General features: G+C 41.1%; 29 protein-coding genes. 8 read left to right on the forward strand and 21 right to left on the reverse strand.

Going from position 1 to position 25842, the window contains the following annotated elements; genetic code table 11:
• Positions 1–9: 9 nt before the first annotated feature.
• The 3 genes from CSV68_RS06070 to cls all read left to right on the forward strand — a co-directional run bounded on the left by CSV68_RS06070 (position 10) and on the right by cls (position 5416).
• Positions 10–2415, forward strand: a complete 2406-nt coding sequence (locus tag CSV68_RS06070; RefSeq protein WP_099661711.1) for a heavy metal translocating P-type ATPase — start codon at positions 10–12, stop codon at positions 2413–2415.
• Between the two features lie 274 nt (positions 2416–2689).
• Positions 2690–3865, forward strand: coding sequence for an MFS transporter (locus tag CSV68_RS06075; protein ID WP_099633884.1), 1176 nt, complete (start codon positions 2690–2692; stop codon positions 3863–3865).
• A 99-nt stretch (positions 3866–3964) separates the two neighbouring features.
• Complete coding sequence (gene cls / locus CSV68_RS06080) at positions 3965–5416, forward strand: cardiolipin synthase (RefSeq protein ID WP_099633883.1); 1452 nt, start codon at positions 3965–3967, stop codon at positions 5414–5416.
• 44 nt (positions 5417–5460) lie between these two features.
• Here the strand turns inward: cls and CSV68_RS06085 are convergent, their stop codons facing one another.
• Positions 5461–6396, reverse strand: a complete 936-nt coding sequence (locus tag CSV68_RS06085) for a M15 family metallopeptidase (RefSeq protein WP_099661712.1) — start codon at positions 6394–6396, stop codon at positions 5461–5463.
• Positions 6397–6561: 165 nt separating this feature from the next.
• On the opposite strand from CSV68_RS06085, the gene CSV68_RS06090 reads away from it, so the two are divergent.
• Positions 6562–7728 (forward strand): MFS transporter, encoded by a 1167-nt coding sequence (locus CSV68_RS06090; RefSeq protein ID WP_199175010.1) that lies wholly within the window; start codon positions 6562–6564, stop codon positions 7726–7728.
• A 38-nt stretch (positions 7729–7766) separates the two neighbouring features.
• Here CSV68_RS06090 and CSV68_RS06095 read toward each other — a convergent pair whose 3' ends face one another.
• The 4 genes from CSV68_RS06095 to CSV68_RS06110 all read right to left on the reverse strand — a co-directional run bounded on the left by CSV68_RS06095 (position 7767) and on the right by CSV68_RS06110 (position 10263).
• A complete protein-coding gene (locus tag CSV68_RS06095) occupies positions 7767–8015 on the reverse strand; it encodes a hypothetical protein (protein ID WP_099633880.1) in 249 nt (82 codons plus the stop codon).
• A 63-nt stretch (positions 8016–8078) separates the two neighbouring features.
• Complete coding sequence (gene yidC, locus CSV68_RS06100; RefSeq protein WP_099633911.1) at positions 8079–8861, reverse strand: membrane protein insertase YidC; 783 nt, start codon at positions 8859–8861, stop codon at positions 8079–8081.
• Between the two features lie 57 nt (positions 8862–8918).
• On the reverse strand, positions 8919–9701 hold the full coding sequence (locus tag CSV68_RS06105) for a helix-turn-helix transcriptional regulator (RefSeq protein ID WP_158233008.1): 783 nt from the start codon (positions 9699–9701) through the stop codon (positions 8919–8921).
• Positions 9702–9870: 169 nt separating this feature from the next.
• Entirely contained in the window at positions 9871–10263 is a 393-nt protein-coding gene (locus CSV68_RS06110; protein ID WP_233190413.1) for a hypothetical protein, read from the reverse strand.
• Between the two features lie 273 nt (positions 10264–10536).
• Here CSV68_RS06110 and CSV68_RS06115 point away from each other — a divergent pair, with 273 nt between their 5' ends.
• On the forward strand, positions 10537–11034 hold the full coding sequence (locus tag CSV68_RS06115; protein ID WP_099633877.1) for a GNAT family N-acetyltransferase: 498 nt from the start codon (positions 10537–10539) through the stop codon (positions 11032–11034).
• A 160-nt stretch (positions 11035–11194) separates the two neighbouring features.
• Here the strand turns inward: CSV68_RS06115 and CSV68_RS06120 are convergent, their stop codons facing one another.
• The 5 genes from CSV68_RS06120 to mntR form a co-directional block, all read right to left on the reverse strand.
• Positions 11195–11668, reverse strand: a complete 474-nt coding sequence (locus tag CSV68_RS06120) for a DUF4064 domain-containing protein (RefSeq protein WP_099633876.1) — start codon at positions 11666–11668, stop codon at positions 11195–11197.
• A 113-nt stretch (positions 11669–11781) separates the two neighbouring features.
• Positions 11782–12063, reverse strand: a complete 282-nt coding sequence (locus tag CSV68_RS06125; RefSeq protein ID WP_099633910.1) for a GNAT family N-acetyltransferase — start codon at positions 12061–12063, stop codon at positions 11782–11784.
• Positions 12064–12154: 91 nt separating this feature from the next.
• A complete protein-coding gene (locus CSV68_RS06130; protein ID WP_099633875.1) occupies positions 12155–13042 on the reverse strand; it encodes a DUF1002 domain-containing protein in 888 nt (295 codons plus the stop codon).
• A gap of 63 nt (positions 13043–13105) precedes the next feature.
• Positions 13106–13960 (reverse strand): CvfB family protein, encoded by an 855-nt coding sequence (locus tag CSV68_RS06135; protein WP_099633874.1) that lies wholly within the window; start codon positions 13958–13960, stop codon positions 13106–13108.
• A gap of 15 nt (positions 13961–13975) precedes the next feature.
• Positions 13976–14383 (reverse strand): transcriptional regulator MntR, encoded by a 408-nt coding sequence (mntR, locus tag CSV68_RS06140; protein WP_099633873.1) that lies wholly within the window; start codon positions 14381–14383, stop codon positions 13976–13978.
• A 119-nt stretch (positions 14384–14502) separates the two neighbouring features.
• Between mntR and CSV68_RS17060 the strand changes: the two genes are divergently transcribed.
• Positions 14503–14658: a lmo0937 family membrane protein gene (locus tag CSV68_RS17060; RefSeq protein WP_143560424.1), complete on the forward strand. Its 156-nt coding sequence runs from the start codon at positions 14503–14505 to the stop codon at positions 14656–14658.
• A 26-nt stretch (positions 14659–14684) separates the two neighbouring features.
• Here the strand turns inward: CSV68_RS17060 and CSV68_RS06145 are convergent, their stop codons facing one another.
• The 9 genes from CSV68_RS06145 to CSV68_RS06185 form a co-directional block, all read right to left on the reverse strand.
• Positions 14685–15782, reverse strand: coding sequence for a GNAT family N-acetyltransferase (locus tag CSV68_RS06145; protein WP_099633872.1), 1098 nt, complete (start codon positions 15780–15782; stop codon positions 14685–14687).
• Between the two features lie 48 nt (positions 15783–15830).
• Positions 15831–16193, reverse strand: a complete 363-nt coding sequence (locus tag CSV68_RS06150; protein WP_099633871.1) for an ArsR/SmtB family transcription factor — start codon at positions 16191–16193, stop codon at positions 15831–15833.
• Positions 16194–16287: 94 nt separating this feature from the next.
• Positions 16288–16659, reverse strand: coding sequence for a monovalent cation/H(+) antiporter subunit G (gene mnhG, locus CSV68_RS06155; RefSeq protein WP_099633870.1), 372 nt, complete (start codon positions 16657–16659; stop codon positions 16288–16290).
• On the reverse strand, positions 16637–16921 hold the full coding sequence (locus CSV68_RS06160; protein WP_029054753.1) for a Na(+)/H(+) antiporter subunit F1: 285 nt from the start codon (positions 16919–16921) through the stop codon (positions 16637–16639). Before CSV68_RS06160 ends, mnhG begins: the two co-directional genes overlap by 23 nt.
• Positions 16918–17400 (reverse strand): Na+/H+ antiporter subunit E, encoded by a 483-nt coding sequence (locus CSV68_RS06165; RefSeq protein WP_099633869.1) that lies wholly within the window; start codon positions 17398–17400, stop codon positions 16918–16920. The genes CSV68_RS06160 and CSV68_RS06165 overlap by 4 nt, the downstream gene beginning before the upstream one ends.
• Before the next feature lie 15 nt (positions 17401–17415).
• Positions 17416–18900 carry a Na+/H+ antiporter subunit D gene (locus CSV68_RS06170; RefSeq protein WP_099661715.1) on the reverse strand — a complete coding sequence of 495 codons (1485 nt, stop codon included), beginning with the start codon at positions 18898–18900 and terminating at the stop codon, positions 17416–17418.
• Positions 18893–19225, reverse strand: a complete 333-nt coding sequence (locus CSV68_RS06175) for a Na(+)/H(+) antiporter subunit C (protein ID WP_099633867.1) — start codon at positions 19223–19225, stop codon at positions 18893–18895. The genes CSV68_RS06170 and CSV68_RS06175 overlap by 8 nt, the downstream gene beginning before the upstream one ends.
• Positions 19225–19650, reverse strand: a complete 426-nt coding sequence (locus tag CSV68_RS06180) for a Na(+)/H(+) antiporter subunit B (RefSeq protein WP_029054757.1) — start codon at positions 19648–19650, stop codon at positions 19225–19227. The genes CSV68_RS06175 and CSV68_RS06180 overlap by 1 nt, the downstream gene beginning before the upstream one ends.
• A complete protein-coding gene (locus tag CSV68_RS06185; protein ID WP_199168429.1) occupies positions 19637–22051 on the reverse strand; it encodes a Na+/H+ antiporter subunit A in 2415 nt (804 codons plus the stop codon). Before CSV68_RS06185 ends, CSV68_RS06180 begins: the two co-directional genes overlap by 14 nt.
• Before the next feature lie 297 nt (positions 22052–22348).
• Between CSV68_RS06185 and CSV68_RS06190 the strand changes: the two genes are divergently transcribed.
• Positions 22349–23023 carry an adenine nucleotide alpha hydrolase family protein gene (locus tag CSV68_RS06190; protein WP_099633865.1) on the forward strand — a complete coding sequence of 225 codons (675 nt, stop codon included), beginning with the start codon at positions 22349–22351 and terminating at the stop codon, positions 23021–23023.
• 236 nt (positions 23024–23259) lie between these two features.
• Here CSV68_RS06190 and murB read toward each other — a convergent pair whose 3' ends face one another.
• Complete coding sequence (gene murB / locus CSV68_RS06195) at positions 23260–24180, reverse strand: UDP-N-acetylmuramate dehydrogenase (RefSeq protein WP_099661716.1); 921 nt, start codon at positions 24178–24180, stop codon at positions 23260–23262.
• A 166-nt stretch (positions 24181–24346) separates the two neighbouring features.
• Between murB and CSV68_RS06200 the strand changes: the two genes are divergently transcribed.
• Entirely contained in the window at positions 24347–24862 is a 516-nt protein-coding gene (locus CSV68_RS06200; protein WP_158233500.1) for a YceI family protein, read from the forward strand.
• 176 nt (positions 24863–25038) lie between these two features.
• Here the strand turns inward: CSV68_RS06200 and CSV68_RS06205 are convergent, their stop codons facing one another.
• A complete protein-coding gene (locus CSV68_RS06205) occupies positions 25039–25749 on the reverse strand; it encodes a DsbA family oxidoreductase (protein WP_099633862.1) in 711 nt (236 codons plus the stop codon).
• Positions 25750–25842 lie beyond the last annotated feature (93 nt).

A 25842-nucleotide genomic window follows, 5' to 3' on the forward strand; every position in this document is an offset into this window, starting at 1 on the left:
ACCAGCATCATGAATGAGCAAAAAAAAGAAATTGCTATTACTGGTATGACATGTGCCGCTTGTGCAAATCGCATTGAAAAAGGGTTGCAACGAATGGAAGGTGTTTCGACAGCTACTGTCAATTTTGCTACTGAAAAAGCGGCTGTTACATTTGATTCCGAGCAAGTTGAATTAACAGAAGTGGAAGATCGAATTCGCAAGCTCGGTTATGACGTACTGATGGAAGAAGTGAACCTCAACATTAGCGGTATGACATGTGCCGCTTGTTCCGCGCGAATTGAAAAAGTGTTATCGCGTATGCCTGGCATTCAATCCGCCACTGTCAACTTGGCGCTTGAAACAGCTCATGTAAGCTATGATCCTGCCGCTATGGAATTGACAGACATTTTGCAGAAGGTCAAAAAAATTGGTTATGAGGCAGCACCCCGAGCAGAAGAATCGGAAGGTCAAACAGATCATCGACAGAAAGATATCGATGAAAAGACACGCAAGCTGATTATTTCCTCCATCCTTTCATTACCACTCTTGTGGACCATGTTTGCACACTTCTCCTTCACTTCTTGGATGTATGTGCCTGAAATTTTCATGAATCCATATTTTCAGTGGATATTAGCAACACCTGTTCAGTTTTGGATTGGTGCCACGTTCTATAAAGGTGCGTATGCAGCTCTACGTAATGGTAGTGCCAATATGGACGTACTGGTTGTACTCGGTACATCCGCCGCATATTTCTACTCAGTCTATCTGGTTTTGACGGGTTACGCACTGGACCATGGCTTATATTTTGAAACTAGCGCAGTGTTGATTACATTGATTTTACTAGGTAAATTATTCGAGGCGCGTGCAAAAGGTCGCTCTTCTGATGCAATCAAAAATCTGATGAAACTGCAACCGCAAGTAGCCATTCTTGAGCGCAACGGAGAAACTGTGGAAATATCCATCCACGAAGTAACACATGGAGATATTTTAGTCATTCGACCAGGAGCTTCTATACCCGTTGACGGCATAGTGCTATCTGGATCTTCCGCAGTGGATGAATCGATGCTAACGGGCGAAAGCTTACCTGTAGAAAAACAAGAAGGCAATGATGTGTTTGCCGCCACCGTGAATGCCAATGGTTCATTACGGATAAAAGCATCGAATGTCGGAAAAGACACGATGATTTCAAATATTATTCGCGTCGTCGAGGAAGCACAAGGTTCAAAAGCACCGATTCAGCGACTAGCTGATCGGATATCCGGAGTGTTTGTCCCTATCGTAGTCGGCATTGCGATTATTACGTTCCTTATATGGTATTTCATAGTTGCACCAGGTAATTTTGAAGCTTCTCTAACAAGCATGATTGCCGTTCTCGTCATCGCGTGTCCTTGTGCACTTGGTCTTGCTACTCCTACTTCCATCATGGCGGGTTCAGGACGTGCAGCGGAAGAAGGCGTGTTGTTTAAAACTGCTGAAGCGATGGAACAAACCCGCTCGATCAATACCATTGTTTTTGATAAAACGGGAACGATTACAAAAGGTCTTCCAGAACTAACAGATTTCCACGTTCGCGATGAAAAACAGCGTATATCTTTACTCTCACTTGCTGCGGCATCTGAAAGTGATTCCGAGCATCCGGTTGCAAAAGCTATTACGTCCCACGGATTGCAGCAGGTTTCTACATTGCCTATTGTGGATTCATTCGAAGCGATTCCCGGTTTCGGAATTCAAACTGTAATTGATGGGAAAAATATTTTGCTAGGAACAAAAAACCTACTGTCTCGCCATAATGTAGAATTTGATTCGACGATTGCGTCTGTAGAACAAATGGAAGGCGACGGCAAGACCGTTATGTTCATGGCGGTAGATGGCGTACATGAAGCAATCATTGCGGTTGCCGATACGATTAAAGATACATCGAAGCAAGCAATTGCTGAACTTCGTGCGATGAACCTTGAAGTCATTATGTTAACTGGAGATCAGCATACGACAGCTCAGGCGATTGCAAACACTGCAGGTATAGATCATGTTATCGCAGGCGTACTACCCGACCGTAAAGCAGAGGTGATCCGCTCCTTACAAGCTGAAGGTAAGCGCGTGGCTATGGTCGGCGATGGTATTAACGATGCACCTGCTCTTGCGGTAGCCGATATTGGTATGGCGATGGGTACCGGAACGGCGGTCGCGATGGAAGCGGCTGACGTGACGCTCATGCATGGTGATTTGTTGCGGGTAGTTGATACGCTGAAAATGAGTGAGTTGACAGTCCGAAATATTAAGCAGAACTTATTCTGGGCGTTGGCGTATAACTCCATCGGCATTCCAATTGCAGCAGTCGGTTTGTTAGCCCCTTGGCTAGCAGGTGCTGCGATGGCGTTTAGTTCGGTTTCAGTCGTGTTGAACGCTTTGCGTTTGCAGCGTGTGAAGCTGCACTAAGAAAAAGTATAGAGCTGTCCCAGGAGTCGTTAATGACTTCTCGGGGCAGTTTTTTCCGTTCTGAAGTTAGTGCCCTATAAAAATATATAGGAAAGCATCAGTAGTTTTCGGCGTGGGGATTTCCGTTACTAGGGAAATGCTTTTCCAACAGTCCCCTGCTGTAGGATCAATCCACTCATAAATATGAACTACCTCTCCCTTGCTGAGACTTGAATGCTCCACTTATTCATCGTACGATGAGAAAGAAACTATTCATTCAGAAAGCGGGTTACATATGAAGAAAACGATCTTATTATTGATGTCCGTCCAGTTTTTCGTTTATCTTGGTTTCGGCATTATCATTCCTATTTTACCTGAAGTCATCCTCGCTGAAGGCTTTTCAGAGGTACATGTCGGTGGCTTGTTGACAATTTATGCTCTATCTTCATTTTTCACAGCACCATTATGGGGTGCACTTTCAGACCGCACCGGTAGAAAGAAACTGATCATGATTGGGTTGCTCGGCTTCAGTGTTAGCTTCTTTTTATTCGCAGCATTCATGCATCACATTGTATGGCTATATGTTTCACGCGTAGTGGGTGGTATCTTCTCAGGCGCGCTGTATACGGCGGTAACTGGTTTTGTCGCTGATATCACGACGGAGGAAAATCGTAATAAGTACATGGGTCTGCTCGGTATGTCAATTGGGCTAGGATTCATCTTTGGTCCAGCAATCGGTGGTATTCTTGGGGACATTCATTTGCAATTGCCATTCATAGCGTCCGGTACTTTAACGTTATTATTAACAGTGTACGCTATGGTTATTCTAAAAGAGCCTGATCGTCATAGCGAAGGTAACAAACGGGCGATTATTCCGAAAGGCGCTTCTACTTTATGGACATATCGTATTCGTTATCTATTTATCACCTCATTTATTATCACCTTTTTACTCGCCGGTGTGGAAGCCACATTCCAGCTCTTCCAAATCGAAAAAATTCAAATTACACCTTTGCAACTAGGCTATTTGTTTATGGCGAGCGGTCTCGTAGATGCAGCTATTCAAGGCGGTGTGGTACGACGTGTGAAAAATGGTACCGAAACTTCTTGGATTATCGTTGCGCAGGTCGTTACAGCAATTGGTCTTATACTCATTCCATTTTCCACAAGCTTGCTATGGGCAGGTTTTGCAATGAGCGTATTCACTGCAGGTAACGCACTGGTCCGAACAGTACTCGTATCTCTTACTACTAAAGAGTCAGGTGGTATGTATGGTACCGCGGCAGGTCTCTCATACTCTATGGATAATATGGGCCGAATTATTGGACCGTTATTATTTACGTGGGTATTCACGATGCAGGCAGGTAATATGTACTTTGTTTCTGCCATTATAGCGTTACTATCTATAGGTCTCGTATTTATTTTCCGCAAATCCACACGCTCTTTGCGAAACACAACAGATTCAATTGCTTGATAGTAAGCAGAAGAAAGTTCACCTTCCTATATAAATAGGTTATTTATTCGCAACTCCGCTATACTAAAGGAATAGTATATATCCTACGGGAGGAAACATATGACTCAAGTAATTAGTTTGATTATTACAAGCACGTTGATCATTAATATATTTCTCGCGATTGCTTTAATATTTTTAGAGCGCCGGGATCCTACAAGTACTTGGGCATGGCTGCTCGTGCTGTTTTTTATTCCAATTTTAGGGTTCATTATCTATTTATTACTCGGTCGACAATTGCGTCAAAAGCACTTATTTCGCTGGGAAGGTAGGAGCAAGATTGGTATTGAAAAGCTAATTAATTATCAGCTTGAGGCCATAGAAAATGAGACGTTCGAGTTTTTAAAGACCGATACAGAAGAATATGACGATATGATTTATTTGCATTTACGCAATAATCATTCCGTACTGACACAAGATAATGATGTGCAAGTATATACGGATGGCCGCGATAAATTTGACGCATTACTTGAAGACTTGGAACACGCACGTGATCATATCCATATTCAGTATTATATTTTCCGGCTGGACGGTATAGGAAAGCAGATTGAAGAGATTCTAATCAATAAAGCGAAATCAGGTGTAAAAGTACGTATGCTTTTTGATGATATTGGTTCACGTGGTTTGCACGTAAAGAACTTTAATGAATTAATTGAAAGTGGTGGCGAAGTAGCAGCGTTCTTTCCGGCCTTGCTCCCCTTGATCAATCCTCGTTTAAATTACCGGAACCATCGGAAAATCGTCATTATTGACGGGCGGATTGGTTACATCGGTGGCTTTAATGTTGGGGATGAATATTTGGGACTCAGCAAAAAGTTTGGCTACTGGCGCGATACACATCTTCGAATCGAAGGAAGCGCGGTTCATCCATTACAAACCCGCTTTATACTCGATTGGAATCAAGCATCTCCTAAAACAAATCTTCAATACAATGAACGATTCTTCCCAGCGATTCCCCGCAAAGGAGATGTCGGCTTACAGATTGTCTCTAGCGGACCTGATTCCGAATGGGAAGACATTAAAGATGGCTATTTGAAAATGATATTTCAAGCAAAAGACTACATCTATATTCAGACACCTTATTTTATTCCTGATACGAGCATGCTAGATGCGCTTCGGATCGCGTGTCTGTCAGGTGTAGATGTACGGATTATGATCCCTAATAAACCGGATCATATGTTTGTTTACTGGGCGACCTATTCGAATGTCGGTATTTTACTAAAAGCTGGAGCTAGAATATATATTTATGAAAATGGTTTCATCCACGCCAAGCAAATTGTAGTAGATGATCAAGTGTCGTCTGTTGGAACAGCTAATATAGACGTTCGCAGTTTCCGCTTGAATTTCGAAGTGAATGCTTTCATCTATGATCGAAAAAAATCACATGAATTGGCAGAGATTTTTGAAGAAGATATTCAAAACTCAACCGAGCTGACACTAGATGCTTACTTGGGGCGTGAGCGATTGATTAAACTAAAAGAATCCATTTCACGCTTACTCTCCCCCATCTTATAATAAAAAATAGCCGACAGAAGATCACGATCTTCTGTCGGCTATTTTTATCGCACACCTAAATATTCTTCTAAAGTGATGTTTCGTTTAAATATTTGTTCAGCTTTATTTTTTCCAACATAACGATAGTGCCAAGATTCATGCATGTAACCAGTCTTATCTTCTTTTCCTTCAGGGTAGCGAAGGATAAATCCGTATTGATGGGCATTAGCAGCAAGCCACTTAGCTGCTTCTGTATCACCAAAGGAATTCGATGCCCAATGTTTTTCATGATTGACTTCCCCAATATCAAATGCAAGCCCTGTCTGATGCTCCGAATAGCCAGGACGCGCACTATACCGATCGGCCGCTTCTTGCCCATCTCTCTCCACATATCGGTTATATAAGGTGACTTGGTAGTCATACGAACGATACGTACTGAAAGCCTGCAGATTAATGCCAGATGTAACGGCGGATGCAGCTAACTCATCGAATGCCTCTCTTGCTTCCTCGCTTTCTCCAGGTGCATAGTCCTCAGGTAAAGGATATTGTTTATTGGCAAGTAATACACCTTTAATGAGCTTCGGTTCTTTAGGTAACTTCTGTCCTTTTATATAACCAGTGGGGTTAGAAGGCGGCACTGCCTCCCCTTCAGACTCTTCCTCCCGTACTTTCTCTTCTTTCGAATCTTCTTCGATTATTAGTTGTTCTGTCTCTCGAAGCAGTTCCTCACTCGGTACGTCAGAAGACGATGTGTTTTCTTCACTACGTCCTGTCATATCCGTACTATTTGAATCGGCAGGTTCATCTATCTCTTGAAAGTCAGTAGTTGATTCTGATTCATTTTGAATACTTTCAACCGCCTTTTCCATATTCCAACCGTTCGTTCCAATCCATATCACACTACTAATAAGGACAATAAAGAGTAGAAGGATCCCTCCATTTATCCATTTATTTTTCCGCCTACGTTTTCTGGAAGAAAGTTCATCATTTTTATTTCTCATACTATACCCTGCTTTCTTTCTGATTCACTTATCAATTTGCTACTCTCATTGGATGCAATTTATACATTATTTCAAACTATGTATTCTAGTGTATCACCATTTTTCTTTTTCGTCTGTCTATGCTAGTATTTACCTAACTTAAGATTCAACCAGTATTGTGAGGTCATGCATTTGAATAATCAACGTTGGCTCTCGATGAGTTTCTTCGTATTTTTCTTTACATGGGGTATCTTTTTACCCTATTGGACAGGTTGGTTGACTTCAGCAAAAGGTCTATCAGTTACACAAGCTAGCGTCTTGATGGGTGTAGGTATGATCGCTAGGTCCTTTTCCACATTCTTCCTATTTCCGTACGCTACGCGAAATATGTCACTTCTGCGTGTTATACGTTGGACTACTTTTTTATCCTTTATTCTCACGCTTGCTTATCTCCCGGAAAGTCCTTTTGCGGTTTTGTTTGGTTTAACGGTTTTATTCAGTTCCATATATCCTATCATCCTGCCAAGCGTCGAGAGTGGTGCTTCGTTATTGATGCAAAACGAACGAATACATTATGGCAAGAGCCGCTCATTCGGGTCAATCGGCTATACTGTCGCCTTACTATTAATTGGTACGGTAACGGCAATCTGGAGTGAACAAGCGATTTTATATATGATGATTATCGGCCTCGGTATGGGCTTGATATTTTTCTTTCAACCCGCTCCAGTTGCATTGCAACTTCATCCCGTTGTAGATTCGGCCGCTCAAAAGGGTCAATTACGGGCTTTGTTTGCCAATAAATCGTTTGTTACAGTTCTATGTATTGCGATTTTACTACAAGGCTCGCATGCTTCTTATTATAACTATGGTTTTATCTTTTTGGATGATATGGGAATTAACGGTTTTTATATCGGGTTGATCCTTAATATCGCCGTGCTGTTTGAAATTATATTTTTTACACAAGCAGATCGGTTGCTTGCAGGACTCAAGACGTCAACTATTTTCTTAATAGCCGCAACGGGTTCTACCATTCGTTGGATTTCCATCTTCCTCTTTCCTATGACTAGTGTATTTATCGCAACACAGGTTCTCCATTCAGTATCATTCGGCATGGCACATTTTGCATTCATTCAATACATATCGACAAACATACCGAATCACCTCATCGCTTCCGCACAAGGCGTCTATGCGGCAGTGGCATTGAGTCTCAGTATTGCCATTCTGACTTTCCCTGCTGGGTATTTATATGACCAATCGCCGCGCTTCGCATTTCTCAGTATGGCTGTTTGTGCCATAGGTGCATTAATTTTAATTTCGGGGACAAAGCAGCATATTTCTCGTAAAATTGAATAAAGGAAAGGCCGCTGATTTAATTGCGGCCTTTCCTTTTATTAAAATAGTAAGACGTACGCTAATGCGCCAAGTGAACCTATCCCAAAAAATAATGCCATCCAAAGCATCCATTTCGCTTCACGCATCAGACCTTGGTTTCTATACATAATAGTTCGTGCAGCATTGGTGAAGGTAAACATGATCAGCATGAACAAAATGGCAAACTCTAAATTTAACTTGATGATAAAATACAGCGCTGCCGCTGCAGAAGCTGTAATTGCCAAGCCCATGATCCATTTCAATTTCATGCGCCTCTTCCTCTCCATTGTTGGAAACAAAAAAAGCTGGTATGCACCAGCTTTCTCTGTACCTTACTTTTCTTCCACGACTGGCGGTTCAACATGTTTAAAGTAAAACTTGCGTCCAAGATATGTTTGGAAGATTAACAGTAATCCTCCGACTGCCCAATATAGCGGCAATGCAGCCATTACAGTATACGAAATGAACATAATCATAATCGGTGACATGTAAATAAATAACTTCATTTGTTTTTGTTGCTGTTCAGGCATCGTCCACAATGAAACGCGTGCTTGGACAAAGTATACAGCTCCGGCTACTAACATCATAATAATATCCGGTTCACCAAGTTTAAACCATAAGAATTCATGATTTTTCACTTCAGGTGGTGCATAAAGAATAGCAAAGTATAAGCCCATAATGATCGGCATTTGAATTACAAGTGGTAAACAGCCCATATTTAACGGATTGACACCATGCTTAGAATACAGTCCCATCATTTCTTGCTGAAGCTTCATTTGCTCTTCTTTATCCTGAGATTCCTTGGATGCTTTCATACGCTTTTGGATATCTTCCATTTCTGGTCGAAGTCCATCCATCTTTACCTTCATCTCTTGTTGAGATTTATAGTTCTTTAACATCAACGGCATCAAAACTACTCGTATTGCTACAGTAATCAGTACGATCGCAAAACCGTAATTACCATTGAACGCTTCCCCAAGATAATGAAGCAGCCAATCCATCGGTCTAACAAATGTACTGTAGAAAATCCCTGTTTTGTTTTCCACACCAGAACAACCGCTCAAAAACACAGCAGTAATTGCTAATAAACTTACGAGCCCTATTCTTTTCTTCAATGGTTTCACCTACGCTATCTCAAACTAAAGAAAAGTATACAGCAAACAGAGGTAAATTTACAGTGAATCACCTTTTTTTATAGTGAAACGAAAGTAATTTCCGTCCAAGTCCTTCCGAAAGCGTCGAGGGGTTAACCCCGTATACTTTTTAAAGACACGTGTGAAATAACTTTGGTTACAGAAATGAAACTTCTCTGCAATATCTGCTATCTTTAGATTAGTAAAACGTAAATAAAACTGGATATCTTCTATCTTGCGGATTGTAATATACTCTACTAACGTAACTGTTGTATGTTCTCGGAATATGCGAGAAAGATGACTAGTACTTACATTGAAATGTTTGGCGATTTCTTCAACGATTAATTGCTTTTCAACGTTTTCATTTATGTACTGAACCACTTCATTGACCGTTTCATGTGTTAGGGAAGGTTTTAGTTTTCCTTTGAGGATATAACAGTAGAACTCGACTAATTCGTCTCCAATTTCGACTAAGTTTTCTCTATGCAAATTGGTTTCGATCATTTCTATACAAGCGGCATTAAATATAAAGGCATTTTCATCATTGAAAATAGATTCTTTTTGTAATCGTCTGGTGATGACGGAAGAGAGGATCACGAAATAATATTTGATGACTCCAAATGAATGTTTCGGTTTATATTCATCCAAAATCTCCTCAATTTCCTTAAGCGTGGAGCGTGCACCATCTTTTTCTAGATTAAAAATTTGTGTAAGTAATTTATTTTCAAGATGAAAAAACAACTCTGCTTGCTCTCTATTTCCCTCTTTCTCAATAATACTGATCAAATCTATATTAGATGCTTCTGTACTCTTGCCAGTCATGAGTTTCACCCCACTCATTCTATATATATGACTATGCAAGGCATATATCTATATGTACATTATTTTACCTTATTCCCCAAGATTATCTACCCCTTTTGTATTTAACGCTATATATGTATTAAAGCGCCCCTTAAAAAGGAGCGCTTTTAGTATTTACCTATGATTAGTTTTAGTTGGAATTACTATCTTTTTCTGCTTCCTTCGTTGATTCATCCTTGTTATAAAGTGGCTTATTGTCGCTTGTGTCTTCATTTTTCTTATATAGACCATCTTTTTTCGAAGCCTTTCTATCTGGATCCTGTACTTCTTGATTGTAATAATGAACACTTGTCTGTGCTCCCTCGGATACCATGTTGTTATCTCCTAAGTCTGTTGGATCTGAATGTCCTACCTTTTCAGTCGCTTGGTCAACCAACTTATTGTTATTGACAAATGTGTCTACCTTTTCCTTCAACACTCCTACTGTCTCCATTGCCTTATCGCGATTTTCTTTTTTACTAAAGAAAGCGTAAGCCCCTGCTGCAAGTGTTGCAAATAATAACCCATTTGATTTTTTAGCCATATTTACCATCCTCCGTCGGAATTTAATTGTTAATGAATTTCTACCTACTGCTTAATATACCCTGCAGTCTTACTTTCAAACGTCTACAGTTCGTTTAGTTACTTAACAATTGCGAATTTGGGATACACATGTATTTTTGTTGTTTATTTCTCACTTAACGTATCATCTACAATTTTATCAGTAACACGAGTAGTTCTTGTTTTCATCGCATAGTAGTTTTGCAAAGCCTAATTTGTTATACTATGTAGAAAGAGAACTAGAGGTGAGATCACTATGATTCGTAAAATGACAGTAGAAGACATTCAAGATGTTCAACAGATTGCCCATACGTCTTGGCAACACACATTTCAACAACATATACCTGAAGAAGTGATCGAAGCATATATTGAGCGTACGTATTCTGATTTAATGCTGAAGAAGCAATTGGAAAAGACCATGGTATTACTCGCAATAGATGATCAAGGGAATTCTATTGGGTATTTGAGCTATACTCCGATCGATGTGGACGGTGAGAGTGAATTAACATCTCTTCACATGCTTCCTGAGTATTTGAATAGCGGATATGAGGAAGCATTGTTAAAAGAGGCACTAGGGACGTTACAGGAAGCTAAAAATGTTGATGTGTATGTCGATCAGAATGATATGGCACTTCAAGACTTCTATGCAAAACAAGGGTTTAATTTTGTTGAATCTTTCCCTGAGTTATTTGAAGGTATTTCCGTAAATACACTTCACTATTCATTGCCTATCACGCAACCTGCACATACGTGACAGAGGTGTAAATAAGTTAATAGGATGGGCTGTTTGATCAACATTGCCCGTCTTTCATTTATGATAACCTAACGTATTCTCTTATAATCAAAGCGTCTATCAGACCTAATAATAAAGACCCTTTTCTTAAAGAAAAGGGTCTTTATGTGTCTATAAACATTTAGTTCATCCAGTTAGATTCCGTGGAGACGTATTCATCAGGTGAAGGTCCTGGTGCCATTGATGGCTTCTTTGTGAAACAAAGAATGGCCGCAATGTAAAGTAGGATGGATGGTAAGGATAGAAATCCACCTAACAGACCTGCAATAATGAATAATATACCGGCTGTTTTAGCACTCTTATTGTTCCAGACTTTTACTAGACCGATAATGTTCAATATCAAGCCTATGAATGCTACAACTACCAAAACCCATATGATAGTAGAAAAAGAGCCCATAAACGACATGAACATATCCACTTCTTCAGTGTTTAATACGCCTTCACTCACAATGCCCTCGCGGAATTCATCCATGAATGTCGGATCCGTGCTTGCCATATTCCAAATGAACGCTAGTAAGGCAGTACCTAAAACACTCAGTGTCAATAAAACAGCTGATATGATACCGAGTACGCGCTCTGCTGTACGATTAATCATTCCACATCATCCTCTTCTTCTAATTTGTTTCCCTATTATCTATACGCAAGGAAATGAGAAAAGTCTCAAAAAGTGATGTGGAACATGTGAAAAAAACCGTTCCATCATACAACTTATGCTTTTACATCGTTATAATCATCACTTCGTTCGAACGCATTCACTACGTATGAACAGACTGCTTTCATCTTCAATCCTTTTTCACGTGCATTGTCAGCTGCTTGGTCAAGTAATTTTTTTGCGACTCCTTGGCCACGCAACGAATCATCTGTATAGGTATGCGTCATCGTCATGACTCCATTTTCTTCAGTCCACTCGATTTCTGCTTTTACATCGCCTGCTACTTTATATTGATACGCATATTTCGTTCCGCCTAAAACCACAAGCTCAAAGTCCATTCCCTCACGCTGCTCAGCATCCTTGTTTTCACTCATGCATATCTCTCCTTTGTAGTTATACTTCTACCCTATAACGTACCACAATGACAACTTAACTAAACAAAGATTTAAGAGAATCCGCCATATTTCTGAAAAACTCTTTTACCTTTTCCCAGAAACTCGGATCTATATCGCCTAATTTATCTTTAATTTTCGATGCCATATCGGACAGCTGTTCATTAAGCTTCGAGAAATCGATATCCAGTTTCGAAATCCGATCCATTAGGTCAATTAACAATTGACGATCTGCTTCGCTTAACTCTATATTGAATTTCTGCAATTGGTCTTGGACGATCTGCTCTACGTCTTCCTTTGTGGCAGGCTTTTGTTCAGAGATTTGTTTTTTGATTTCTGTCAGCAACTTAGCTACTTCGTCTTGATCGACGCCCGCTTTTTCTGAAAGCTTCGTTGCCAGACTCAATTCATCATTAGCTACATCCGTACGTTCAGTATCGAGAACCTCACCTGACACTTCATACGCTTTGTAGATTCCAACAAGAGCTGAGTGACCCGTTACCTTTTTGGGTGAGGCAACTTCTACAACAGCATCTTCAATACCTGCTGTCAACATAGCAGTAGCGTACATGTCCGCCGTTACTTGTGTGATATTATCCGGAGTCACAATGTTGATAACGAGGCCTTCGCCTTCTTCTTGTCTGGTAATTTTAGCGGATGAATACATTCGGGCATTTCGATCACCGCCAGGAATATATTTGATTAAATCATTGCCGTCCACTGATAATTCTTCCACTTCAGCTTCGTTGGCAACCGTTAGACTTTCTTTAACACTCGCTTTTTCACTATCCGATAAATTTGAACCATATACTACAATCGGAACTCCTAGCTTTTCATTAATGACTTCATCTGCTGATACTGCTGTTGGTGCTATGATCGCTACCATCATCATGAAAGCCAATAGAGAGGCTAATCCTTTTTTCATACAGTCAATCCTCCTTGTTCTATACGTATAGATACGTTGAGGCTCATTAAAAAGTTGCGTTTATTATAATATTAGTGTTGTCCAACCATCTTGTTGTGTAATTCTACGTTCTCTCATCAACGTACCTAGTGCCCGTTTGAAGGCTCCCTTACTCATCTGAAACATCTCATCGATTTCTTCAGGAGTGGATTTATCGGTAAATGGCATTTTACCACCTGATTGTTGTAAGTACGCTAGTATTTGTTCTCCATCTGTTTGTAAACGGTCTTGCTTTCTTGGCAATAAAGAACCGTTCATCGTACCGTCTTCATGAACTTCAATAATACGAACATCCACTTCTTCACCTAATCTTGGCTCTGCTTTACGCTCTGTTTCATGAACGAAGATACGTTGGATATCTTCTGTCAATAAGAATGTGCCGATTGGTAGCAAGCGGTACGCTCTTGCTTTGACATTCTGATTGTACATATCTGTTTCTGCCATTGTATAGTGCTCCTGGATTCTTTCTTCCGTTACTAGACGTCCGAATAAATTGCCACCTGGATCTGAACGAAGTGTCATATATAGTTCATCACCTGGTTGTGGCCACAGTTCTTTAATTTGCGGGAAGTCAGCTCGATTGATCAGTACTTCAAAGGATGCACCGATATCTACATAAGCCCCTTCACTTCTTTCCAAACGAATGACTTTTGCCCAACCGAATGAATGAACGGTAACTGAAGGAATTTGCGCAGTGCCTGTCAGTTCGCCCCTTCTGTTGATGTAAAGAAAAACTTCGATTGTTGATTGTTCTTGAGCATCCGGAGCTTCGGAAACGTTCATATAGATTTCTTCTCCGGCAGCGTCTAATACAAAGCGTGACCCTTCTTTGCGAAGAATTTTAAGTGTTGCGAGTGTACCTGGTTGTAGTAATGTCATATAAGATAATCCTCTCTAGAGTGCTTTACTTTTTAATTTTTTTATAAATTCAGGATCAGACTCGAGCGTCTCCACCAGATCGGTAATGCGATCCATCGCATTCCAACTTAGGTGATGTTCAATCCCTTCTACGTCTCCGTAGATATTTTTTTCTTCCACACCAATGATACGCAGAAATTGTTCTAGTAATTCATGGCGATGCACAAGTTTTTTACCAAAGCGCAAACCGCGGTCCGTCAATGCCAAACCCCGGTAGCGCTCATAATGCACATAGCCTTCACGATCTAGGCGTTGAGCCATTTTAGTTACAGATGAAGGTAGCACAGAAAGCGCCTCTGCCACGTCGGACACGCGCGCTTCACCTCTCGCTTCTAATTGCAAATAAATTTGTTCAATATAATCTTCCATACTCGGTGTAGCCAAACTATCGCCTCCTCATTTGACTGTCGACATCTACGATTTACTATCTTAAAAGTTTAAGATTTGAAAGGCTGGGTAAAATACTTACATAGCAAATAACAATGAAAAGGAGTTGATTCACTATGGGTCGTATATTATGGCTTGTTATTGTAGTTCTAATAGCATTATGGGTAATTGGTTTAGTAGCAAATATTGGCGGTGGCTTAATCCACACACTTTTAGTAATTGCCGGCATTATCTTTGTCATTCAATTAATAACTGGAAGACGTTCGATATAGTGACGTTTATAGTGCTCCTTCTGTGATCAGGTAACTATCGCATACACACATGTGTTGCGTAAGCCTTGCCCATTCGCAGAAGGAGCATTTTTACGTAAAATTCCTTCTAGTTCAAAACTCGTTCGTTTTGCAACTGCACGACCTTTACTGTGATTCTCATCGCAAACAAATTCTATTCGCGCTGCCGATAGATCTGTAATCGCAAACTCCACAAGCTCTTTGATCGCTTCTGTCATATAGCCTTCGCCTTCAAACTTCGTATCCAGCCAATACTCCACTTCAAATTTACGAATGCTCCAATCGATACGATAGAAACCGGCACAACCAATGAATTCACCCGTTTCTTTCAAAAAGAGATGAAAGTTCAAAGACGTTCTACCGATGAATTCCGAAACGGATTGACGAACATATTCTTCAGTCGATTCAATCGTCATTTCCTTCTGTGCCCATCCAGTCCACTTACGCAACGCAGGAATTGAATTCGATACCGCACCCCAAACATCCATCACATCGTTTAATTCAGGTGCTCGAATATGTAACCGCTCAGATTGCAGCCGCTCTTTGAAACCGGGTATGCTCTTTACATAACGTTCCCGGTCTTCCCAACGCACAGGCGTTGTCGTACCGGCCTCATAATCTTCTCTCGTCATACCGTACGTTACCGCATCATAATACGTATTTTCTTTCGGAAGGAACCAGGCTTGGCGCAAATGCGCTTCTTTTACAAAGCCAGCCCGCTCGAACGCTTTACGCATAGCTGCATTATCGTGGCGCGTATGTCCCTCTATACGAATCTTATGCTCCGGTAATTCGAACACGTATTGTGTAAGTTTTTTTAGCGCCCGCGAACCATAGCCATAACCCCTAAAGTGATCAGCAATTCGCAAGTCAAATAGCGGGACATCCTCTTGTAAGTCATAGACTTTTACGATTCCCACTTTTTCATTTTCATTATTCTCGATCCAGAACGTCTTTACGTCATCAGATGCATAGCCGCCTTCTTCAATCGACTTTTCAAGCAACTCGCGGCCAGGCTGACTACTATCATGGTAAGGCCATGAGTTTGTTGTCATAAACTGAATCAGCAAATCTTGTTCTTCTATCGTCCATTCTTGTAAGCGCATTAAAATTCCTCCATCATGCCTGCCTGTATGCAAGCGCCTCACCTGACATTACATCGTTTGCTGTGCTTCAATTGCATGTTCGTATGCAATTTTCACTAAGTCTGCAACATGTTCGTCTGCTAAAGAATAGTATACCATTTTTCCACGTCTTTCTGATTTGGCTAATGAATGATCCCGTAAATAACGTAAATGATGGGAAGCGGTAGCGGATGAAGATTGAATTACTGCCGCTACATCACAGACACACATTTCTGCTTCCAATGTCAGTGAATAAGCAATTCGTAAACGTGTCTCATCAGCCAATGCTTTGAATATTTGTACCATCTCCGTTACATCAGGAAGCTCTTTACGAATTTTGCGAACTACATCTTCGTGCACAACTGTTACTTCACAAGCATCTTGATTTACCACTTTTTCACCCCATTCATTCGCATATAGATTATGGCAATTATATAGATAAGGTGTTAGAAAATCAATTGACTCTTATGTTCATTTGAATCAACTATTACTCCATTTTATCTGTCTTTTGCCCATGGATTTTTTCATATAATTCATCTTCGGTAGAAATATCCGCTAGCTTAACATTCGATCGGTAAGCAGCACGGATAATTACATGCCCAGCCACTGGTGCTGTCAAAAAAACAAAGCCAATACCAAGAAGCAACCGTACACTGATAAAATTTTCGGAGAATAGAAAAAAGACGAACGCGCCGGATAATGTCAATAACACTGCCAATGTCGAACTTTTCGTTGCAGCATGTGATCGAGTATAGACATCCGGTAAGCGGATCAATCCAAAGACACTCAACATACTGGCAACTGCACCTGTCAAAATCAACAAAGCCCCTATAAATTCACCGATCTCGCTTGCGTTCAACTATTTTCCCCCTCTCAATAAATTTGGAAAATGCGATCGTCCCGATAAATGAAAGAATACCGAGGATCAAGATTGCTTCCAAAAATGCTTTTGTATTTAAAATCACTGACACGACGGCAATCGTTGCAATCAAATTCACTCCGATTACATCAAGTGCTACCACGCGATCTGGCAGAGAAGGACCTAGGATAATCCGGATGACTGCCACCAAAATAGTCAGCGCGAATAGTATGACCGATATCGTCAGCATACCTGCTATCATCGTGTCACCTCCATAATCGCTTTCTCGAAATTCTTCAGTTGCTTAATCAATCCATCCCGCGACTCTTCAACGTCCATTGCATGAATATATAACTCATTGCCCTCAGCAGATACTTCCATCACGACCGAGCCCGGTGTTAAAGTAAGCAACATGGACAGCATAGTCACTTCTACATCACTCGTCAAAATAGTTTTGTATTTAAAGATACCTGGTTTAATACGTAGTGTAGGCCGCACGATTTGGGAGATGACCACAATACTCGACTGCGTCAGTTCCCTGATAAAGATTAACAAGAGCTTGCAGGCAGCATATACTCTGCGTAAATAGAAATGCGTATCGAAAAAACGACTCATGACAAAAATAATGCCGAGTCCGACTAAAAAACCCATGAAAAATGTCGTGAATCTCAATTCATCTTCATCCATCAGCGTCATCCATAAAAATGCGATGAATAAATTCAGCAGAAGCTGTAACGGCATGTCGTCTCCCCCTCCCTACTCTAAATCGTCACCCATCACGGCGCGTATATACTCTTCGGGATTAGCTAATGTATTGGCTGCATCCTGGATATAAGGCGACAGCAGTTCTGCACCTATACCTAAGCCAACTACGAGTACCGCAAGTAATACGAGCGGCAAACCAATTTTCTTTTGAAATGGCTTTTGATCATCTTCACTAATTATCGTTTCTCCCCAAAAACTATTAAGGAAAATACGAAGGAGTGAATACAATACACCAATACTCGATAAAAACGACACCGCGAGCAACACGTAAGATCCTGTTTCAATTGCACCTAATCCTATATACACTTTTCCAATAAATCCGCTGAATGGCGGAATTCCGGCAATCGCAAGCATCGTCAAGAAAAATAACCAACCGACGAGCGGATAGTTACGAATTAGACCACTGATTTCATTAAACTTCGAACGTCCTGTCAAATATACGACAGTACCTGCCAATAGAAACAGCAATGCTTTACTAATCATGTCATGAACCAAATAATAGCTCGCACCTTGGAATGCAGTATTCGTAGCAATTGCCAAACCTGTCAACACAAAGCCAACAGAAATAATGACATTATACGAGACAATCTGACGAATATCTGAATATGCAATCGCCCCAAGAGACCCCGCAACCATTGTGACTATGGCTAGCACGCCAATGATTTTATAAATGATTGGATCATGTATAAATATTAATGTAAACATACGATACAGCGCATAAATACCTACCTTCGTCAGTAGCGCACCAAACAGTGCCGCGACCGCAGTAGGGGGTGCCGAATAAGAACCTGGCAACCAGAAATAAAGTAGCAAGCCCGCTTTCAAACTAAAGACAATCATGAAAATAATTGCGATTAGCGTCAGAAGCGGTCCTTGTCCCGTTTCTGCTACACGCACAGCGATATGGGCCATGTTTAACGTACCTAGTACACCGTAAATATACGCGATACCTAATAAGAAGAACCAGGAAGCCAGCACATTGATCAATACATACGTAATACCTTCCTTTAACTGTGTTTTGCGTCCTCCAAGAGTCAGCAACACATAGGAAGCCAGTAACATCACTTCAAAACAAACAAATAGATTAAATAAATCTCCAGTCAGAAACGAGCCGTTAACTCCTGCCATTAAAAACAGGAAGAATGGATAGAAGAACATCGTCTCTGTCTCAAACCCTGTCGTAGCGAATGCATACAGTAAAATAATACTAGAAACGATGCACGCAACTAGCACTAGTAGCATCGCAAATGAATCGCCCACAAATAAGATTCCGTGCGGTGGTAACCAATCTCCAAAATCCAAACGCATGATGCCATTTAGATGAATGTGCTGGAGACAATAGGCAGCCACAGCAGCAGAAGCAATCGTCGTCAGCACACTAAGTACACGTTGCACACGAATATACGGACGTAAAAACACTAATATAACACCCATTAAAATAGGCAAGATCATAGGCAATACTAATATATTATTCATCTTGTCGCCCTCGCAATCCAGGTCCACGGCCAGACTCTTGATACACACGGTAAGATAATACGAGTAAAAATGCCGTCACCGCGAAGCTGATGACAATCGCCGTTAGAATCAGCGCTTGCGGCAGGGCGTCTGTATATTCCGCAGCTGTCTCTGTAAGCAAGGGCACATCACCCTTTTTTAATCCACCCATCGTCAATAATAATAAATGAATAGCGTGCGATAAAATGGCTGTCCCTAAAATAATTCGCAACATTTCTTTTGATAAGAGCAAATAAACGCCTACTGCCACTAGCACACCAACCAGAAGGGTAATTAATGTCTCCATTACTCCACATCCTCACTGATTCCCAAAATAATCGTCACGACGACACCGAGGACAGTCAGTGCGACTCCTGCTTCGAAAATCGTCATTGTTCCAAGTTCCGTCTCACCAAAAACCGGTAAATCCACAAGCCATGTCGTTTGTGACAGGAAGGACTCACCAAACAAAATTGATAACATTCCTGTACCTACAGCCAGCAACACACCAAGTGCCGCCACTCGCTTAAAATCAAATGGCGTTCCCCGGTGAACAGTTTCTATGTCATAAACTAAATACAATAATACAAACGCAGAAGAGAGCACAAGGCCGCCAATGAAGCCGCCACCGGGATTATTATGCCCCGATATAAATAGCTCCACACCAAACGTCAAGATGATGAAAAACACAATCTTCGTCACTGTCTGTAAGATCACATCATTTTTCTTCAGTGTGATCCACTCCCTTCTTGCGACGCAGCTTAACTAATGAATAGACGCCAAGGCCTGCGATGAACAATACCAATACTTCAAGCATCGTATCGAATGCACGGAAATCACCTAGTATCGTATTTACTACATTCAAACCGCCTGCAAGTCGAGACGCTGTTTCATAATAGATAGAAATCGACGGATACATAGAATGGCCTTGCACGAGCAAAGCGATAACGGTAACAGCAACCCCGGACGCAACTGCTATCAACCCATTACGTACTCGCATGGAAATCGATTTGTGTTCGTTTTTCCACTCCGGTAAATAATAGAAGCACAGTAAGAACAACACCGTTGTAACCGTCTCAACAATTATTTGCGTTAACGCGAGATCCGGCGCACGGAATACGACAAATAGAATGGCGATTGAATAGCCCAGCACACCGTTAAGAATAATGGCAGTAATCCTGGACTTAGCAAATAAAATCGCTACACTTGAACACATCATAACGAAAATAATAATACCTTCATTAATCTCAATCACGGCATCATTCGAGAAGTCGAAAATAAATTGCTGGAAACCTAGCAATCCTATTCCAACAAGCGCAATGAAAAACAGCATGATATACGCGACGTAATCACGTACCGAACCCGTCATATATGTTTTCGTCACAACAGAAGCTACTCGTTCAATCCGTTGTAATGTAGCGTTATATAAACGATCAAGCGTCCATTGTAAAAACCCTAAACGGTAAATCCCTTTCCAGTAACGCAATAAACCATACAATAAGATTCCCAAGATAATCACACCGATCGTCATGAAGATCGGCATCTCCCAGCCATGCCACACTTGTATTTCTGGTACTAGACCAGGCATCCCTTCAAATTGCGGATATACCGCATTCATTGCTGGACCCAAAATATACGTACCTAGCAGATTCGGGAAGATGAAAATAAGTACGACTAGACTGCCAAGTACCATAGGTGATATCAACATTTGAATCGGTGCTTCATGTGCAGGTCGTTGTCCAGGGGCCGGTGCATGTACTTTGCCGAAAAACGTCTGAAATACTATGATCATACAATAAATGAATGTGAATATACTGCCGATCCACGCAACGATTGGAAACAATACGACCAACGAATCCATTGATAATAGATTGGCTTCTTTTAATGACAGCATCGCTTCAAAAAATAATTCCTTACTTAAGAAGCCATTGAATGGTGGTAGTCCTGCCATAGAGAAACTGCCAATGAGTGCAATGGTAAATGTGATGGGCATGATCGTTGCCAAGCCACCGAGTCGTTTAATATTACGCGTGCCCAGCTCATGATCTAAAATACCGACGACCATAAATAAGGAACCTTTAAAGGTCGAATGGTTAATCATATGAAATAATGCAGCGAATGTAGCGGCGGTGAATAACGCGATGTGCGCACTTTCAGAAGAAGCGAATGCTAATGAACCAATACCGAGCAAACTCATGATCATACCTAACTGACTCACGGTGGAGAACGCGAGCAACGCCTTCAGATCCGTTTGCTTCACCGCGTTGACAGACCCCCACAACATCGTCAATAACCCTACGCAAGACACGACATAAAACCATGTCGTATCACCTGCGAAAATCGGTGTAAATCGTGCTACTAAATAAATACCCGCTTTTACCATCGTGGCGGAGTGTAAGTAGGCACTAACAGGTGTAGGAGCCTCCATCGCGTCAGGTAGCCAAATATGGAAAGGAAACTGCGCAGATTTGGTGAATGCACCAATCAAAACAAGCAACATCGCGGGGATGAACAGTGAATCTGCTGCAATCACTTCCCGCATAGAAATAAGTTCCTGTAAGTTAAACGTTCCCGTAATTGCGTAAAGCATTAAAAATCCAACTAACATGAAAATACCGCCTGTGACGGTGATCAACATCGATTTCTTCGCTCCGTATCGTGACTGTTTTCGGTGATACCAGAAAGCAATTAGTAGGAAGGAAGAAATACTCGTTAATTCCCAGAACACATACAGAACAATCAGGTTATCGGATAATACAACACCTAGCATAGCCCCCATGAACAACAGTAAATATGTATAAAAGCGACCAATTGCTTCCCGTTCAGAAAGATAGTAGATTGAATATAATACAACCAAACTACCGATTCCTGTAATTAGCAACGCAAAAATCATACTCAGTCCGTCCAAATGCGTGGAAAAATAGACATCTGCAGAAGGTATCCAAGGGAACGTATATAAATAAGACGCCCCATCTGAAAGCGAAGGAACTAGACGAATCAATAAAATAAACAAGAACAACGGAATGGTGATTACAAACCAGCCGATCCGTCTTCCAGTCAAAATTTTGTGTATAAAAGGTACCAAACATGCTGCGATAAAAGGAATGAATATTGCCAGTAAGACGGTGATCAACCTAACACCTCCCGAAATTAATCAATTATACGTGTCGATAGAATACTCAGAGACTCTTGACTGAACACTGTACGTTATGCATAATGGGACTCTAAGCAAAGAGAACAATCTCTACTCGAAAGTATACACTACTTTATCGAAAACCGCATAAAAAGCGCGGTCAGCATACTGTAAGGCCAAGTTCGTAATCCTATATGCAGGATGAGGTTCTCTGGCGGAATTGCAGCGGAAAGCATTCCCCTAAAGTGTGAACCGGTTACAATGAATTTATAGAATTCGAAGAGGTGATGAGTCATTATGGGCAAAATGAAAAGCCGTATGGACGAGGGAATTCTCGTTTGTGTGTATTACGGTCCAAATGGTGAACGTCTCATTAATAGAGGATATAAAATTGCAACAATCATGGACTGTCCGCTTTATATCCTGACAGTCGATCCTGCACCGCTCGATGACTTTGATGTAGAGAAGTCGGAGTATGTAGACCGTTGGAAAGAGATCGCGGAAGAGTTGGATGTCGAAGCATTCATTATCCGCGACGATGAGAAGCGTCCAGCTGCAAAAGTCATCAAAGAAGTAGCTCACCAGTATGGCATTACACAGATCATCATCGGACAGACCGCGCAAAGTCGCTGGGAGGAAATCACAAAAGGTTCTTTCATGAACGTCTTGTTGAGAGAGATTCCTTTTGTTGATTTTCATGTAGTATCGGTTGATCGTGCGATAAAGAGTGAGACAGAAGGATCGTTTGAAAAAGGTGTACGCGCGTATTTGATCCCTGACGGCGACGGCTTCCGTATCAACTTCACGCTTTCGAAGCATTCGCAGTATGAAGGAATCTTCTTTAAAGAAGTTGGGACCGATTTCAACAACGGGGTCTTTAAGTTCATGCAAAATAGCAAGATATGCCAGGTGCAAATAGAGGATGACCAAGTACTCGACCCGAGCAAAGTCCAGTGCAAGATACAAAATTAACATCACGAGAGATGCCCCGGAATGGGCATCTCTTTTTTGCATAGATTTCAGTTCAAGACCTAAGAACATATACAGTTAGAGTGGAGTACGATGGGGTTGGCACGTAGGTGGAGCGACTCCCCCACCCCGTCAACCCATCCCCCTGCCAGAATTTCTCCACAACTTTTTACATTAAAAAGAGCTGTCCCGAGAGGTCATTATAATAATGACTTCACAGACAACTCCTGTTACTTCTGTTATTCAGAAAGTTCTTCCCCTACAATTTTCACTTCCATCTCCAGATCAACGCCGAAATTCTTCTTCACTTCCGCTTTGACCATATCAATCGTCTGAATATAATCTGCCGCCGTGGCATTATTTTTATTGACGATGAACCCCGCATGTTTAGTAGACACTTCTGCTCCACCAAATCCTTTTCCTTGCAAGCCACTGTCCTGAATCAATTTTCCTGCGAAATAGCCTGGTGGACGTTTGAACACACTTCCTGCAGATGGATATTCAAGTGGCTGTTTAGATTCACGTTGGAATGTTAAATCAGCAACCACCGCATCGATATCACACTGTTCACCTTCAGAGAGCCAGAACTCTGCTGATAGCACATAATAACCTTCTGTAGTAATAATACTTTTACGATATCCTAGTTCCAATTCTTCTTTGGAGAGCTCGAAAATTTTCCCTGTTTCATCCATTACAGTTGCGTGATGAATAATATCTTTGATTTCTCCACCGTACGCTCCTGCGTTCATAGCCATTGCGCCACCAATTGAACCTGGTATTCCGCACGCAAACTCTAGACCGGTTAAACAAGCTGTCGCTGCTTCTCTCGATGCATCAATAATATTCGCACCAGCTTCCGCTATCATTCTATTACCATCAATCTTGATATCATTGAGGTTTGCCATATACATTACAATGCCACGAACGCCACCATCACGAACGACCATATTCGAACCGTTCCCGAGCAATAAAATTGGAATTTCATGATTATACGCATAGCTAACAACCGATTGCACTTCTTCTATAGTGCCAGGCGCCGCGACGACATCCGCTTTACCGCCAAGACGTGTTTTCGTATATTTGTTTAGTGGCTCATCAAGTAATAACCAACCGCTTTTTATATTCTTTTGAAGATCTTCAAACCATCGATGTTTTGACATCTACATCAAGTCCTTTCAGTATACGTGTCTCCAGTTTTACGGAAACAATCTTATCCATCTATTAGTATGCTTGCAAACGGTCCTTTTGACAAGGTTTTTCATTTTGACTTTTGGCGTTTTTTCAATTACAGTTTAGCTACTTAAATATCCACAAGGAGGAGTGAAAGTGAATACATGGAAGGTAGATCCTATCGCGTCCACTGTCGGCTTTTCCGTCCCACACATGATGGTAACAACTGTCACAGGAACGTTTGAAGAGTTTTCAGGAGAATTACAAGGTAACATAGCGGATCTAACGAAAACGAAGATTAGTTTTCGAGTAATCGTTTCTTCCATCCAGACGAAGAATAGAGACCGTGATCTACATCTATGCTCCGGAGACTTTTTTGATGCTGAAATTTTTCCCGAAATGACATTCACTTCCCGAGCAATATACAGCGATACAGACGGTAGATATCTAATGTCAGGAAACTTGACTGTTAAAAACACGACAAAAAGAGCCATTTTCTATATCACCCCTCAAGAAGTTACCGTATTCGGCGCTACTTATCTCGTTAAGGGTAAAATCAAACGAAAAGATTTCGGATTAATGTGGAATCGTGCAATCGAAGCTGGCGGGGTAATGGTTGGAGATATAATTGATATCAATATGTCGATTGTAATTTGTAAGGACGCAAGATAACAGAAAGCACCTTTAATTGACGTTCCAGCGGGACCCATTCCACTTACAAAACTAACGTACTGTTGCGGAACAGAAACAAGATCCATCATAAATAAGACTGAAGACAAAACTCCACTTCATTCTTCAGAGTTTTCTTCAGTCATTTAAAACAGTTTACCTATTGTGTTTATTATTTTTTAGATATCACATGCCCCATCATCACATAGCCCGCCTTCATCTGTACCGAGTACTTGCAACTTAGGTTTCGCCATTCCCTCTTCCTTAGCAATCTTTTCAAGCGCTTCAACAAATGCTTCTGTAGGTTGCGCTCCACTTATAGCATATTTACGATTAATTACGAAAAACGGTACACCTTGGACACCAATTTCCTGCGCTTCTTTGATATCGTTTTTTACTTCATCCCCGTAATCATTACTATACAGCATCTCTTTAGTTTTCTGAGCATCCAATCCAACTTCTGTTGCGATCGCTACGAGGACTTCTTCCGTATCGATACGCTCTCCTTCCACGAAGTAGCCATGCAAAAGACGTTCTGTTACTTCCTTCTCTACGTCGTGTGACTTAGCGAATTTCGCTAGACGATGTGCATCGAACGTATTAGATGTTTTCATTTTATCCACTTGATAGTGAAGATCAACCGTTTTTGCTTGTTCCTCTATATTTGTCATCATGTTTTCCGCTTGTTGTTTGCTGACATTATATTTACCGGCTAATCCTTCCACTACTGATAGGTCTGAAGCTACTGGTGTATTCGGATCTAGCTGATACGCCTTGAATACAACCTCTGATGTTTCCTCCAGTCCTAATTGTTTCAAAGCATGCTCCAAACGTCTTTTTCCAATATAGCAAAACGGACAAACATAATCCGACCATACTTCAATTTTCATTTTTTTGCCCCACCTTTCTATTCTCTATTTTAGATTCAAGTAAAGTTGGCAACAATGTTAATGCTTGGGCTATGTAATTTTACAGAATGAGGT

The sequence above is a fragment of the Sporosarcina sp. P29 genome, assembly GCF_002743265.1.
Taxonomy (GTDB): domain Bacteria; phylum Bacillota; class Bacilli; order Bacillales_A; family Planococcaceae; genus Sporosarcina.